The following is a 14,107-nucleotide window of genomic DNA, read 5'->3' on the forward strand; positions in this document are numbered from 1 at the left end:
CGTGCCCGGCGTCGGCACGCGCCCGGATGTGCGACGCTTGATGAACGGGCGCACGACGCTTGCGAGCCGTGAAGGACGAGACCGTGAGTAGCCCCGCAACAGATACCCCTGAGACCCCGCCGCGAGCGCGCAGCCGTCGCCGCGGAGCGCTGGCGCTGTTGCGCGACATCCTGGTGATCGTCCTCGTGGCGGTCCTCGTCTCGTTCCTCGTCAAGACCTTTCTCGTGCGGTCGTTCTACATCCCCTCGGGGTCGATGGAGAACACGCTTCTCGTGAATGACCGCATCCTGGTCGACGAGATCACCCCGCGCTTCGGGGGCTACGCCCGCGGTGACGTGGTCGTGTTCCGCGACCCGGGAGGGTGGCTGCCGCCCTCGACGCAGCCCGATCGCGCGCCTGTTGTCGAGGCGTGGGAGTGGGTGCTGTCGTTGGTGGGCCTGGCAGCTCCCGACAGCGAGGATCATCTGATCAAGCGGGTCATCGGTCTGCCCGGTGATCACGTCCAGTGCTGCAACGCGCTCGGGCAGATCACGGTCAACGGTGTGCCGATCGACGAGTCGGCCTATCTGTCCCTTCCTCCCGGTGAGACCGCCGCATCCGCCGATGCATTCGATGTCGTCGTGCCCGAGAACAGCCTGTGGGTGCTCGGCGACAACCGGTACCGCTCGAAAGACTCGCGCTACAACCAGGAACAGCCCGGGCGAGGCTTCGTGCCGCTCGACAACGTCGTGGGTCGGGCGTTCCTCGTCACATTCCCGTTCTCCCGGTTCGGCACGATCGACTTCCACCACGACGTGTTCGGCGGCGTGCCGGACCCCGAGGCGGGCGCGGGGGCCCTCGCGCAATGACCGTCATCGAGCCGCGTCTGACGCTCGAGCGTCGACTGCTTCGCGAACGGCCCATCGTGATCGCGTGTGACGAGGTCGGGCGCGGAGCTCTCGCCGGTCCTGTCGCCGTGGGAGCAACAGCGGTCGACGCTGGTCGTGCACGCAAGCGGATCCCGCAGGGGCTACGCGACTCGAAGCTCGTTCCCGAGGCGCGGAGAGCGGATGTCGCGGCTCGGGCGGCCGACTGGGTATCTGCGAGCGGGGTCGGGTGGGCCTCGGCCGCGGAAGTCGATGAGGTCGGGATCATGCGAGCCCTGGGGCTGGCGGCCATCCGCGCTCTCGCGGACCTGCGAGCCCACGGGATCGAGCTCGAAGAGGGGATCGTCATCCTCGACGGCAACTACGACTACATCACGGCGGCGGGGGCGACGGGCCTGACGGTGCAACCCGTCATCAAGGCCGACCGCGACTGCGCGAGTGCGGCCGCCGCATCCGTCATCGCGAAGGTCGCGCGTGACGCCGTGATGACGGGTCTGCACGATGATCTGCCGGAATACCAGTGGGCGCGAAACAAGGGCTACGCGAGTGCCGAGCATCGGCTCGCGATCGACGAGCACGGGCTCAGCCCTCACCACCGTGCGTCTTGGGCGATTGCGCCGGCCACGCTTTTCTGAACTCCACGCGTCTCGGGACTCCTGCGTTCTGCATGAGCCGGACGAGAGGTGCCGGGGTAACTAGGATGGAACCACCATGGATGACGATGTCTTCGAGGACTATGACCGCGAACTCGAGCTGGCGCTCTTTCGCGAATATCGCGACGTCGTTTCGCAGTTTCAGTATGTGATCGAGACCGAGCGACGCTTTTATCTCGCGAATGAGGTCAATGTCGTTCGCCGCGATACCGAGCACGACTTCTACTTCGAGATCACGATGAACGATGTGTGGGTGTGGGATATCTACCGCGCCGACCGATTCGTGAAGTCTGTGCGGGTGTTGACGTTCAAGGACGTCAACGTCGAAGAGCTTTCGCGCCGCGACTTCGAGTTGCCGCAGGAGCTGTCGCTCGACGGCGAGTAGCGCTCCGCCCTCCACAACGACCTGAATCTCGGCCGATCCCCGGAACGGTCGTTCACGCTCTGTTCGCTGTGTGCGCGCTGCGAGGGTTGACCCGCATCGACCAACGGTCGGGCGGGAGGAGCGGCCGATGGCGCAGAAGGATGAGCGCGGGCGCGCGGGGGAGCAACGGGCCGCGGAGTATCTGGAGCGACTCGGCTACGCCGTGATGGACCGCAACTGGCGGTGCGACCAGGGCGAGCTCGACATCGTCGCGTGTCAGGGCGATGACCTGGTCTTCATCGAGGTCAAGACGCGCCGCGCCACGGGCTACGGGCATCCGTTCGAGGCCATCACACCGGAGAAGTTCGCGCGCCTGCATCGTCTGGCGATCGCGTGGATCATCGCTCACCCGGGTTCCGGGTGGGGACGCAGCATCCGCATCGACGCGATCGGCATTGTCGGCGACGATCCCGCGACGGGAACACTCGAGCACCTCGAGGCGCTCCGATGACCATTGCGCGCACGTGGTGCGTCGCGCTCAGCGGCATCGACGGATCGCTCGTCGAGGTCGAGGCAGACCTCTCGAGCCAGCTTCCGGAATTCCGGCTCATCGGACTGCCCGACAAGGCCCTCGGTGAGGCACAGCTGCGGGTCCGGAATGCCACGGCGAACTGCGGAATGCCTTTGCCCGCGCGCCGGCTGACGGTCAACCTGTCTCCCGCCAGCCTTCCGAAACACGGATCCGGTTTTGATGTCGCGATCGCGGTTGCCGCGCTTGCAACGGCTGGAGGTTTTGATGCGGCGTCGCTCGCCGAGACGGTGCACCTCGGCGAGCTGGGGCTCGATGGCCGCCTGCGGCCCGTGCCCGGGATACTGCCGGCGGTGTTGGCGGCTGCCCGGGCAGGCATCCGGCGTGTGGTCGTGCCCCACGCGAACGCTGACGAGGCACGACTGATCGATGGTGTCGAGGTGCGCGGGGCGGTCTCGCTCGCCGACGTGGTCCGATTGCACGGTGTCGATGCCCCCGAGTTGAATCTCGAGCCGGTGCCGCGCGCGGCAATGCCGGTGGCCGTGAACCGTTCTCCTGAGCTCGCCGAGGTGGTCGGGCAGCGTGAGGCCGTCGAGGCCCTGATCGCCGCCGCGGCCGGCGGCCACCATCTCTTGATGTCTGGTCCGCCGGGGGCCGGCAAGACGATGATCGCGGAGCGCCTGCCGGGCATCCTTCCTCCGCTCGATGACGCCGAGGCTCTCGAGGCCGCGGCGCTTCGCTCGCTGTCGGGCGAGGCGATCGATGCGCTCAGCCGCATCCCACCCCTCGAGGCACCGCATCACAGCGCGTCTATGGCTGCGCTGGTCGGAGGAGGCAGCAGGCTGGTCCGTCCGGGGGCGATCGCCCGGGCTTCGGGCGGCGTTCTGTTTCTGGACGAGGCTGGTGAATTCCCGGCATCCGTTCTGGATGCGTTGCGGCTTCCGCTCGAGAAGGGTGCGATCACGATTCACCGCTCGGGGGTGTCCGCCACGTTCCCCGCGCGGTTTCAGCTGGTGCTCGCGACCAACCCGTGTCCGTGCGGGAATCACGGCGTACCGGGTGGGGCCTGCACGTGCCCTCCCCAGGCGATCCGCCGCTATGTCGGGCGACTCTCAGGCCCGCTGCTGGATCGAGTCGACATCCGCTTCGGGCTGATGCGGGTGTCCCGCGTTCCGGGGCTTGCCGAGGCTGGCACGATCTCGACCGCGGTCGCGCGGGAGCGAGTGGCCGAGGCCCGTGACCGCGCCCAGCGACGTCTCAGCGATACGCCCTGGCAGACGAACGCGCAAGCGTCGGGGGCATGGTTGCGTCAGGGTCCCCTCGCCCTCGCGCCGGACTTGCGTCGCCCTCTCGACACCGCGCTGCAACGCGGGGCGCTGACACTGCGCGGCTACGATCGCACGCTCCGGGTTGCTTGGACTCTTGCCGACCTCGGCGGGCGCGACCGGCCCGCGCTCGAGGACATCGGGCGGGCCCTGTTCCTCCGTAAGGGGGTGAATGCGTGAACCTCGAGCTACCCGACCGCGTGGATGATCGCCGTGCTCAGCTCGAGGGAATCGTTCCCGCAAGGTTGGCGGACGAGGATGTTTCGGATGCGTGGGCGCGGGCGATCTGGAGCCTCATCTCGGAACCCGGCGACGGTGTCGCGGGCCACTTGGTCGCTGCCCTCGGGGCTGAGGAAGCGTTGCGCGAGATCCGGTCCCAGGCATCCGCTCGGAGGGGACCGCGGTCATTGGCGCTGACGGCGGGACTCAAACGGTGGTTACCTCGTTTGAACGGCATAGCGGTGGAAGGCATGTTCAGGACAGCCCGGTTCGCCCGTTTGCGAGTCCTGACGCCGGAGGATGCCGACTGGCCGCGTGGCCTGGCCGATCTCGGTGCCCACGCCCCGCTGGTGCTGTGGGTGCGCGGCGCGGGGATCGCGCTGTCCTCGGCAGGTCCGCGCGTGGCGCTGGTGGGGGCCCGAGCATCCAGTGCCTACGGCGAACTCGTCGCCGCGGACCTCGCGGCGGATCTCTCTGACCGCGGCGTATGCGTTGTTTCTGGGGCCGCGTTCGGGATCGACGCGGCGGCCCATCGCGCGACGCTCGGGACGGGTGGGGCCACGATTGCCGTCCTGGCGGGGGGTGTAGATCGGCCTTATCCGTCGCGGCACTCCGACTTGATCGCGCGAATAGCGGAACGAGGCGCGGTTATCGGAGAGATCGCGCCGGGCGCCGCGCCGACCAAATCCCGCTTTCTTGAGCGCAACAGAGTCATCGCCGCAATGTCGGACGCGACGGTCGTCGTTGAGGCAGGTTGGCGGAGCGGATCGCTCAACACAGCGGGTCACGCCGCGGCCCTCGGGCGCCCCCTCGGCGCGGTGCCCGGTCCGATCACCTCCGCTACTTCGGCGGGCTGCCATCGTTTGCTGCGTGAGTTCGACGCGACATGCGTGACCTCGGTTGCGGACATCATCGAGTTGACCGGCTGGGCGACGAACACCGCCCGCTCCGCGGCGCAGGGCGAGGCGGGCGGACGGGTAGCCGGCGGCGGGGGGCCGGAAACGACTGGGGCGGGGATGGTCTCGACCGCAGGTGGATCACTCGGCGCGGACACGAACGTGCTCGAAGCGGTCGGTACCCGCGCGCGGCGATCCAGCGATGAGATCGCGCGACGAGCGGGATTGGTCCCGGCACAGGTCGAGGCTCAACTCGGTCTGTTCGAGCTCGAAGGGCTCGTTGTGCGGGAGGACGGTGGCTGGCGGCGTGCCGCCGCACGCGGGGACCGGGGATGAGCGCATGCTGGATTCGTGGACTGGCATGAGGCATCCGAGGCGTTCGACACGCATCTCCGGACCGTGCGCCGTCTTTCGCCCGCGACAACGCGGGCCTACCGCTCGGACCTCCGAGACCTGATCGAAGTCGCGCTGATGACCGGTGTGCAGACGCCCGCCGAGACCGACCTCGAACTGCTCAGGGAATGGCAGGGGCAGGCGAGTGAACGCGGCGACGCGCGCGCCACCCTCGCGCGTCGCACCGCGGCCATTCGGGCGTTCTTCGCATGGGCACTCGAAACGGAGATCGTGACGCAGGACCCGAGCCTGCGTCTCGTCGCCCCGAAGCGCGGCCGCACCTTGCCGACCGTGGCGACAGCCCCGGCCGTGGCCGAGATGCTCGACGGGCTGCACACTCTCGCGGCCGGTGGCGACCCGCTACCGCTGCGTGACCGGGCGATGCTCGAACTGCTCTACGGTGCGGGCATTCGTGTGTCCGAGTTATGCGGCCTGGACGTCGGTGACCTCGACCTCGACCGAGGCACGGCTCGCGTGCTCGGCAAGGGATCGAAGGAACGCGTGGTGCCATTCGGTGCTCCCGCGCGCCGCGCGATCGACGCCTACCTCACGGCGGGACGTCCCGGGCTGGTGGTGGAGCGCGGGGGCGCTGGCGCGGCCACGACGGGAGGCCCGGAAACGCGAGGGAGCGGCAGCGCGCTGTTCCTCGGCTCGCGCGGGGGCAGGATCTCGCCGCGGGCGGTGTACGCCGTCGTGTCGCACAGACTGGCACCTGCCCTCGGCGTCGAGCACGTCGGCCCGCACGCGCTTCGGCACTCCGCCGCGACACATCTGCTGGACGGTGGCGCAGACCTGCGGACCGTGCAAGAGATCCTCGGGCACGCGAGCCTCGGCACGACCCAGATCTATACGCACGTCTCGAGCGAGCGGCTCCGCGCCGCCTACCGCCTGGCGCACCCGCGCGCGTAGGGATTCCGGTCGCTGAGCTCGTCGAAGCGACCAGCCGGGGTCGGGCTGGTCACTTCGACAGGCTCAGTGACCGGGTTGGGTCGTCAGTTCGACGGGCTCAGTGACCGGGGCGCTCAGTGTGACCGGTTCACCCGGCGGCGTAGGGAAGGAGCACGGCACGGGGCATCGCCCCCAGCAGGACGAGCGGGTTCAGATACTCCCCGTCCATGCGTGCGCCGAGGTGGAGCGTCCCGGGCGTCGCGTGCCCACCGGCCGCCAGCAACCCGACCACCTCACCGCGCAGCACCCGCTCGCCGGCTGCCACAGTCGCTTCGACCGGTTCCAACGTCGAGACGATGCCGCCGCCGTGATCGATCGTCACAACAGCCCGGTCGACCACCCGGCCCGCGAAGGCCACGACACCGTCGTCGGGAGCGCGGACGGATGTCTCGCCCCGCACCACGATGTCGATGCCCCGGTGGCCCGGGCCATAGGCGTGCGCGGGCGCCACGAAGTCCCGGACGATTGCGAACGGCGGCGCCACCGGCCACGACCAAAGATGCGCACCGTCACGGCCCGTTCCGCCATTCCCCCTCTCGTCGGCCAGCGCGGCGGGGCCGAGCGAGCCCGCGAGCAGCACCGTGGCGAGGACGACCGCGACAGCCCGCGCGAAGCGGAAACGTGCGGCACGAGGCATCCGATCAGCATGCGTCCCGCAGGGCAGCGTCGCCCGTCGTTCACCGATGTCGGGGGAGATCACGCGCCGTTCGGATGCGGGGGAGGAGCCGTGTGCGAGGGCCACCATGTCGCTGTCTGCGGCTGATACACTGGCAGAGCACCTCGTTTACGGGGTGACTTCGCGTGCCCAGAGCGCTGCGATCCGAGGATCGCGCGTGGCACACCCTCCCCACGGTCCCGCCTTACGGCGGGTGGGAGTGTGCCGGGCACCAGGCCCGTCGCCCAACCGGAGCGACGAATCACAACCGCAAGAGGCACCGCGTAGTGCCAAGACAGGAGTCGGCCATGGCCGTCGTTACCATTCGCCAGCTGCTCGATTCGGGCGTGCACTTCGGACACCAGACGCGTCGGTGGAACCCGAAGGTGAAGCGCTTCATCCTCACCGAGCGCAGCGGCATCCACATCATCGACCTGCAGCAGTCGCTGTCGTACATCGACAAGGCGTACGACTTCGTCAAGGAGACGGTCGCCCGTGGCGGCACCGTGCTCTTCGTCGGCACGAAGAAGCAGGCCCAGAGCGTCGTCGCCGAGCAGGCGACCCGTGTCGGCCAGCCCTACGTCAACCAGCGTTGGCTCGGCGGTCTGCTCACCAACTTCCAGACGATCTCGAAGCGTCTTGCTCGTATGAAGGAGCTCGAAGAGCTCGACTACGAGGTTCCCGCGAACAGTGGCTTCACCAAGAAGGAACTGCTGATCAAGAAGCGCGAGCTCGACAAGCTGCACAAGTCGCTCGGCGGAATCCGCAACCTGACCAAGACGCCCTCGGCGATCTGGGTCATCGACGCCAAGCGCGAGCACCTCGCGATCAACGAGGCAAAGAAGCTCGGCATCCCCGTGATCGGCATCCTCGACACCAACGCCGACCCGGACGAGTTCCAGTACCCGATCCCCGGTAACGACGATGCGATCCGCTCGGTGGGCCTGCTCACCCGCATCATCGCCGACGCCGCTGCCGAGGGTCTGATCCAGCGCCACCAGCCCTCGGGTGAGGCCGAAGCGGCCGAGCCCCTCGCTGACTGGGAGCGCGAGCTGCTCGAGCAGGCTGCTCCCGAGCAGTCCTCCGCGGACACCGCGAAGGTCGCCGAGCTCCCGCTCGCCGCGGCCATCGCGGGCGAGCTCGTCGCCGACGAGCAGGCCATCGAGGGCGGTTCCGCCGCTGACGCCGAAGGCGCCGCCGGTCACGACCAGACGATCGCCGAGGCCGCGGGTCTCGACGCCGCTGATGTGAAGGCCGCCGAAGACGCAGCCGCGCCGGCCTCCGCCGAATAAGCGCGTCGGCTCGCCGGGCGGGATCCCGTCCGGCGAGCCTTCACCCCGACATCCACGACACACCAGAGACACCGCAAGGGGTTCACACACCATGGCAAACTTCACGATCGCCGACATCAAGGCGTTGCGCGAGCAGCTCGGCACCGGCATGGTCGACACGAAGAAGGCGCTCGAAGAGGCAGACGGCGACGTCGAGAAGGCCGTCGAGATTCTTCGTCTCAAGGGAGCGAAGGGCAACGCCAAGCGTGCCGACCGCTCCACCAGCGAGGGACTCGTCGTCGCCCGCGAGGTCGGCGGCAACGTCACGCTCCTCGAGCTGGCCTGCGAGACCGACTTCGTTGCCAAGAACGAGCGCTTCATCGCCCTCGCCGACAAGGTCGCGGATGCCGCGGCCGCCGTTTCGGCCGACTCGGTCGAGGCCGCTCTCGCCGCGCCCGCGGGCAACGGAACCGTCGACCAGCTCATCTCGGACGAGGCTGCGATCATCGGTGAGAAGGTCGAGCTGCGCCGCGTGCGCACGCTGACCGGAGATCACTTCGAGATCTACCTCCACAAGACGAGCAAGGACCTGCCCCCGCAGATCGGTGTCGTCGTCGCCTACTCGGGTGACGACGCCGAAACGGCGCGCAGCATCGCCCAGCACATCTCGTTCGCGAACCCGTCCTACCTCGCGAAGGCGGACGTTCCCGAGGCCGAGGTCGAGCGTGAGCGCGACATCGTCACCAAGATCTCGCTCGAGGAGGGCAAGCCCGAGGCGGCCCTGCCCAAGATCGTCGAGGGTCGCGTGAACGCGTTCTTCAAGCAGGTCGCCCTGCTCGAGCAGGACTACGCGAAGGACAACAAGCTCTCCGTCGCGAAGGTTGCTCAGGAGGCGGGCATCACCGTGACCGACTTCGCTCGGTTCAAGGTCGGCGCCTGACGCTGTGAAAAAGGGGCCTGGTGCGATTGCACCGGGCCCCTTTCCTCTGCGCGCTTCACACGCGGCGCGCGGTGACACGACCTCTGCCGTTAGGTTGGAGGCAGACGGAAGGATGCTGAGTGATCGATGAGGCTACCGGGCGCCGACGCGTCCTGCTCAAACTTTCGGGTGAGGCGTTCGGCGGAGGGGCTCTCGGGGTTAATCCCGACGTCGTCAGCCAGATCGCACGCGAGATCGCCGAGGCGGTGGATCGCGTCGAGATCGCGATCGTCGTCGGTGGCGGCAACTTCTTCCGGGGTGCCGAACTGAGCCAGCGCGGCATGGATCGTGGGCGCGCTGACTACATGGGCATGCTCGGCACGGTGATGAACGCTCTCGCGTTGCAGGACTTCCTCGAGCAGGCGGGTGCCGCTACGCGCGTGCAGTCGGCAATCTCGATGATGCAGGTCGCCGAGCCCTACATCCCGCGTCGCGCGGAGCGTCACATGGAGAAGGGTCGCGTCGTGATCTTCGGCGCGGGTGCAGGCCTGCCCTACTTCTCGACCGACACCGTGGCGGCACAGCGCGCTCTCGAGATCGGCGCCACCGAGGTACTGGTCGCGAAGAACGGTGTCGACGGCGTCTACACCGCCGATCCGCGAACCGACCCCACGGCCGTCCGCCTCGACCGGCTGACTTACAACGACGCGCTGCAGCGCGGCCTGAAGGTGGTCGACTCGACCGCATTCAGCCTCTGCATGGACAACCACATGGACATGCGTGTGTTTGGAATGGAACCCGCCGGCAACGTCACTCGAGCGCTTCTCGGCGACGAGATCGGCACGCTCGTCACGGTCTGACCGCGACCCCGCGGCTAGACTGGGCGAACGCTCTACCCCCTGAAGGAGTCAACGTGATCGCGGACGTCTTGGCGGATGCCGCCACCCGCATGGACCGTGCCGTGGAGGCCGCGAAGGATGACTTCGCGACCGTACGGACGGGTCGTGCGAACCCCCAGCTCTTCCAGAAGATCCTGGTGGATTACTACGGCACGCCGACCCCGCTCGCTCAGCTCGCGTCGCTGAACAACATCGAAGCGCGCACGATCGTCGTCACGCCGTACGACAAGTCCGCGCTGAAGGCGATCGAAGAGGCCATTCGCAACACGCCGAACCTTGGCGCAAACCCGACGAATGATGGCAACCTCGTGCGTGTCACGATGCCCGAGCTGACTGAAGAGCGTCGCAAGGAGTTCGTCAAGATCGTCCGAACGAAGGGCGAAGATGCGAAGGTGCACGTACGCGGCATCCGTCGTAAGGCGAAGGATGACCTGGATTCGCTCAAGAGCGATGTCGGCGAGGACGAGATCTCGCGCGGCGAGAAAGAACTGGACGCGCTGACGAAGGCACACGTCGATCTGATCGACGAGGCACTCAAGCGCAAAGAAGCAGAGCTGCTCGAGGTCTGAGCCGCATCCCCACCATGAGCGACGCACCCGACGAGTCAGAGCTTCGAAAAGCGCCGTCCCCGACGACGCGCGCGGGGCGTTCGGGTAGCGATTCCAGTGCCGCGTTCCAGGAGCACGTGCGTCAGGCGCGCAGCGACCTCGAACAGCAGGTTGCACACGCTCGAGACCAGTTCGGTGAGGCGAACGAGCGGATCAAGCAGCGGACTGGTCGCGACCTGATCGTCGCGATCATCATCGGCCTTGCTATCGGCGTCGTTGTGATCGCATCCCTGATCTTCTTCAAATGGGTTTTCGCGATCTTCGCGCTGGCCGTCGCGGTGTTCGGGACATTCGAACTCTGTCGTGCGCTGCAGGTTTCCGGTCGCAAAGTCGACATCGTTCCGCAGGTCGCCTTCGTATTCGTTTTCGTACCCGCCGGATTCTTCCTCGATCTGTGGGCCCTGTGGGTGCTCGTCTTCGTCGACATCGCCGTGGTGATCGTCTGGCGGGTGCTGGGGCAGATGACGGCGCAGGACGGTCGACGATACGGCGACGTTTTGTCGGATGTTTTGATCGGCGCCCTCGTTCAGTTGTACGTGCCGTTCCTCGGCAGCCTGGCCATGGTTTTGCTGCGCCAAGACGGTGGGCAGTGGTGGGTGCTGTCGTTCATCATCATCGCTGTCGCCTCCGACACCGGTGCGTACGCGACCGGCCTCGCCTTCGGACGCACGCCGATGGCGCCTCGGATCAGCCCCAAGAAGACCTGGGAAGGATTCGCCGGTGCGGTTGCCGCGGCCCTCATCGCCGGAGTGCTTCTTGCCTGGCTCATGATCGGGCTGCCCTGGTGGGCGGGCCTCATTCTCGGCGCTGTCATCGTCGTCACGGCGACGGCGGGCGACCTCGGCGAGTCCATGCTGAAGCGCGATCTCGGCATCAAAGACATGAGCTCGTGGCTTCCTGGTCACGGTGGCGTGCTCGACCGGCTCGATTCGATCCTTCCGTCGGCCGCTGCGGCGCTCGCGCTCTTCTATCTGCTTTCGCCCCTGGGAGTGGCATGACCGACCCGACTTCACCGACCACCCACGCCGATCTCACTCAGCCCGACGACCGGGATGATGTCGATGGCAGCAGTACGCGTGAAGAGTCTCGAGCGACTCCCGCGCTGTTCCCGGAGGCGCCGCGCCGAGTACTCGGCTATGACAAGGGCGCGGTCGATGCGTTCTTGGAGCGGGCCCGTCAGGAGTTCGAGGGCGAGCCGGCGGCGGACGGCACTCCGTACCTCGACGCGGCCGCGGTTCGCACGGCGGCGTTCCCGCTCGTCAAACGCGGTTATGCGATCGATCCTGTGGACGCCGCCCTCGCGCGAATCGAGGACGCTTTTGCGGCGCGCGATCGCGAAGCGGCCGTCGCGTCCGCGGGGACGAAAGTCTGGGTGGAACGCGCTCGCGATGACGCACAGGTTCTGCTCGACCACCTCTCCCGGCCGCGCCGGCGACGTTTCGCCCGAGCCGGGTGGCTGCGATTCGGGTACCGCACGGACGAAGTCGACCTGGTCGCCGACCGGTTGGTCGAGTACTTCGAAACGGGTCGCCCCATCACGGTGGACCAAGTGCGTGCGGTTGCGTTCCGGATGCAACGGCGCGGGTACCGCGAAGAGCAGGTCGACGCTGTGCTCGACGCGGTCATCGACGTCATGCTCGCTGTGCGCTGACGATTCGACTCGGATCCGCGCCGCAAGCGTCTGGAACGTGGCAGCCGGCCGGGGTCGCGGCTAAGCTCGAAGAACTGTGAGCCAGGGCAACGAGATCATCCCGACGCCGACTTCCACGTCTGTGGGTCGCGTGTCGTCGACGAGTTCGTCGAATCTCGCTCGTCGCGTCCCCCCGCCTCAGCCGGTGCGATGGTCTCGACGTCGTGGAGTACTCGGGGTGTTCGCGACGGTCGCAGCAGTCGGCTTTCTCGGTGCGTACATCGTCGTTCCGACCGGGGCCGCCCTGGCCGAGGCGTCCGCTGAGGACACGAGCGTGACGACGTTGTACGCCGCGGCCCAGAGTGACGCCCAGTCGCTCGTGATCGACATCGCGGGCGAAACCAGCGCTCCGGAGTTGTCGCGCGGCAGCTACCAGGTCTACGTGAAGCCCAAACCGAAGCCCGTTGTCCCGGCCGCGGCGGCCAGCACGAAGGCGGCGAGCGGGTGGGCGCCGCCGAGCGTCGTCCCCGACCCGGGATCCGCGCAGGCAATCGCGTTCGACATGGTCGCCGCCCGCGGGTGGGGCACCGGCGAGTTCGACTGCCTCGTGGCGCTGTGGAAGAAGGAATCGGGTTGGCGCGTGAACGCGCACAACAAGTCCAGCGGTGCCTACGGCATCCCACAAGCTCTTCCCGGCACCAAGATGGCATCGGCGGGTGCGGACTGGGAGACGAACCCGGCCACGCAGATCGCCTGGGGACTCGGATACATCGGCGGCCGATACGGCACGCCGTGCGGTGCGTGGGGCCATTCCCAGGCCCGCGGGTGGTACTGACCGCGATGCCGCGGTCAAACCGACGCAGACCCGACCCGCCCGGTGACGGGCTCGAGCGCCTCATGGCGGGCTGGAAGAAGTCCGAGTCGAGGCGCGGCATCGAGTACACGGTTCAGCCGGTCGCGGCCCATCGCGCCGTGAAGTCCTACACCTGTCCCGGGTGCGGCCGGCCGGTCGCCGCGCACACCGCGCACCTCGTTGTCTGGCGTGCGGACGGCGTGCTCGGTGAAGCCGCTGATCTCGCAGCTCGGCGGCACTGGCACACGCACTGTTGGAGGATCGCTTGACCGAGATACGTGGACCGCTCCAGCTACCCGCTCGTCGCGAAGACATCGAGTTGCGCACATTGGACGGGCTGACGCTGGTGGGGGAGTTGGCGCTGCCGCTGTCGACCGAACCGGTGGCGACGCTCGTGACGCTGCATCCGCTTCCCACCGCGGGCGGGTTCATGGACTCGCACATTCTGCGGAAGGCGGCGGGTCGTCTGCCCGCGCTTGCCGATCTGGCCGTGCTGCGATTCAACACCCGCGGCACGACATCGCCGCGTGGGACGAGCGAGGGATCGTTCGACGGTGGACACGACGAGGCTTTCGATGTTGCCGCGGCGATGGACTTCGTGCGCGAGCGCGGGTTGCCGAATCCGTGGCTGGTGGGCTGGTCGTTCGGTACCGAGCTCGCGCTGAAGTACGGCCGCGATCATGACATCGCGGGTGTCATCCTGCTCTCGCCGCCCCTGCACCGCACGAGCGATGACGAGCTCGCAGCGTGGGCGGGGGATGACCGCCCGCTCATCGCCGTGATCCCCGAACTCGACGATTACCTGCGTCCGGATGCGGCAGCGGAGCGTTTTGCGCCGATCCCGCACATCGTGGTGATTCCCGTCGAGGGCGGCCGGCACCTGTGGGTCGGCGAAACGCAGACCCGGCGTGTGCTGACCGAGATCGTGGCGGCGGTCAATCCGGAGGCGCTGCCGCTGGCGACGGAGTGGGACGGCCCGCTCTAACCTTGCTGGCGCGGCTTGTTGTTCAGACGCACGTGGGTGGGCGCGCCCGTTTGGAGCCGCCGCATGTTCGCCATTCAGTCTGGTCGAGCGGCGG

17 protein-coding genes are annotated in these 14,107 nt (G+C 67.9%); 16 read left to right on the forward strand and 1 reads right to left on the reverse strand.

Translation table 11 applies throughout. The features are described 5' to 3' along the window. Window positions 1-83: 83 nt before the first annotated feature. The 7 genes from lepB to CGU34_RS09175 all read left to right on the forward strand — a co-directional run bounded on the left by lepB (window position 84) and on the right by CGU34_RS09175 (window position 6,154). Window positions 84-848: a signal peptidase I gene (gene lepB, locus CGU34_RS09145; protein ID WP_100813965.1), complete on the forward strand. Its 765-nt coding sequence runs from the start codon at window positions 84-86 to the stop codon at window positions 846-848. Beyond that, on the forward strand, window positions 845-1,501 hold the full coding sequence (locus CGU34_RS09150) for a ribonuclease HII (protein WP_036296355.1): 657 nt from the start codon (window positions 845-847) through the stop codon (window positions 1,499-1,501). The genes lepB and CGU34_RS09150 overlap by 4 nt, the downstream gene beginning before the upstream one ends. 76 nt (window positions 1,502-1,577) lie before the next feature. Further along, entirely contained in the window at window positions 1,578-1,904 is a 327-nt protein-coding gene (locus CGU34_RS09155) for a DUF2469 family protein (RefSeq protein WP_036296353.1), read from the forward strand. A gap of 127 nt (window positions 1,905-2,031) precedes the next feature. Continuing rightward, window positions 2,032-2,394: a YraN family protein gene (locus CGU34_RS09160; protein WP_036296350.1), complete on the forward strand. Its 363-nt coding sequence runs from the start codon at window positions 2,032-2,034 to the stop codon at window positions 2,392-2,394. Further along, window positions 2,391-3,917, forward strand: a complete 1,527-nt coding sequence (locus CGU34_RS09165) for a YifB family Mg chelatase-like AAA ATPase (RefSeq protein WP_036296348.1) — start codon at window positions 2,391-2,393, stop codon at window positions 3,915-3,917. Before CGU34_RS09160 ends, CGU34_RS09165 begins: the two co-directional genes overlap by 4 nt. Continuing rightward, window positions 3,914-5,188 (forward strand): DNA-processing protein DprA, encoded by a 1,275-nt coding sequence (gene dprA / locus CGU34_RS09170; RefSeq protein WP_232711613.1) that lies wholly within the window; start codon window positions 3,914-3,916, stop codon window positions 5,186-5,188. The genes CGU34_RS09165 and dprA overlap by 4 nt, the downstream gene beginning before the upstream one ends. Before the next feature lie 15 nt (window positions 5,189-5,203). Beyond that, the gene (locus tag CGU34_RS09175) at window positions 5,204-6,154 is read left to right on the forward strand and encodes a tyrosine recombinase XerC (protein ID WP_100813903.1); all 951 of its coding nucleotides are present in this window, start codon (window positions 5,204-5,206) and stop codon (window positions 6,152-6,154) included. A gap of 127 nt (window positions 6,155-6,281) precedes the next feature. Here the strand turns inward: CGU34_RS09175 and CGU34_RS09180 are convergent, their stop codons facing one another. Beyond that, the gene (locus CGU34_RS09180) at window positions 6,282-6,830 is read right to left on the reverse strand and encodes a murein hydrolase activator EnvC family protein (RefSeq protein ID WP_036294374.1); all 549 of its coding nucleotides are present in this window, start codon (window positions 6,828-6,830) and stop codon (window positions 6,282-6,284) included. Between the two features lie 326 nt (window positions 6,831-7,156). Here CGU34_RS09180 and rpsB point away from each other — a divergent pair, with 326 nt between their 5' ends. The 9 genes from rpsB to CGU34_RS09225 all read left to right on the forward strand — a co-directional run bounded on the left by rpsB (window position 7,157) and on the right by CGU34_RS09225 (window position 14,013). Next, window positions 7,157-8,140: a 30S ribosomal protein S2 gene (rpsB, locus tag CGU34_RS09185; protein ID WP_036294325.1), complete on the forward strand. Its 984-nt coding sequence runs from the start codon at window positions 7,157-7,159 to the stop codon at window positions 8,138-8,140. Between the two features lie 91 nt (window positions 8,141-8,231). Beyond that, entirely contained in the window at window positions 8,232-9,059 is an 828-nt protein-coding gene (gene tsf / locus CGU34_RS09190; protein WP_100813904.1) for a translation elongation factor Ts, read from the forward strand. 119 nt (window positions 9,060-9,178) lie between these two features. Beyond that, window positions 9,179-9,898 carry a UMP kinase gene (pyrH, locus tag CGU34_RS09195; RefSeq protein ID WP_036294332.1) on the forward strand — a complete coding sequence of 240 codons (720 nt, stop codon included), beginning with the start codon at window positions 9,179-9,181 and terminating at the stop codon, window positions 9,896-9,898. Window positions 9,899-9,951: 53 nt separating this feature from the next. Beyond that, window positions 9,952-10,506, forward strand: a complete 555-nt coding sequence (frr, locus tag CGU34_RS09200) for a ribosome recycling factor (protein ID WP_036294335.1) — start codon at window positions 9,952-9,954, stop codon at window positions 10,504-10,506. A 14-nt stretch (window positions 10,507-10,520) separates the two neighbouring features. Further along, on the forward strand, window positions 10,521-11,543 hold the full coding sequence (locus CGU34_RS09205; protein ID WP_198517730.1) for a phosphatidate cytidylyltransferase: 1,023 nt from the start codon (window positions 10,521-10,523) through the stop codon (window positions 11,541-11,543). Further along, the gene (locus CGU34_RS09210; RefSeq protein ID WP_081766083.1) at window positions 11,540-12,196 is read left to right on the forward strand and encodes a DivIVA domain-containing protein; all 657 of its coding nucleotides are present in this window, start codon (window positions 11,540-11,542) and stop codon (window positions 12,194-12,196) included. The genes CGU34_RS09205 and CGU34_RS09210 overlap by 4 nt, the downstream gene beginning before the upstream one ends. A gap of 217 nt (window positions 12,197-12,413) precedes the next feature. Then, window positions 12,414-13,010 carry a lytic transglycosylase domain-containing protein gene (locus CGU34_RS09215; RefSeq protein ID WP_232711614.1) on the forward strand — a complete coding sequence of 199 codons (597 nt, stop codon included), beginning with the start codon at window positions 12,414-12,416 and terminating at the stop codon, window positions 13,008-13,010. 5 nt (window positions 13,011-13,015) lie between these two features. Then, window positions 13,016-13,297 carry a hypothetical protein gene (locus tag CGU34_RS17380; RefSeq protein ID WP_036294344.1) on the forward strand — a complete coding sequence of 94 codons (282 nt, stop codon included), beginning with the start codon at window positions 13,016-13,018 and terminating at the stop codon, window positions 13,295-13,297. Beyond that, the gene (locus tag CGU34_RS09225) at window positions 13,294-14,013 is read left to right on the forward strand and encodes an alpha/beta hydrolase (protein ID WP_081766084.1); all 720 of its coding nucleotides are present in this window, start codon (window positions 13,294-13,296) and stop codon (window positions 14,011-14,013) included. Before CGU34_RS17380 ends, CGU34_RS09225 begins: the two co-directional genes overlap by 4 nt. Window positions 14,014-14,107: the final 94 nt, after the last annotated feature.

Source organism: Microbacterium lacus (assembly GCF_002812805.1).
Taxonomy (GTDB): domain Bacteria; phylum Actinomycetota; class Actinomycetes; order Actinomycetales; family Microbacteriaceae; genus Microbacterium; species Microbacterium lacus_A.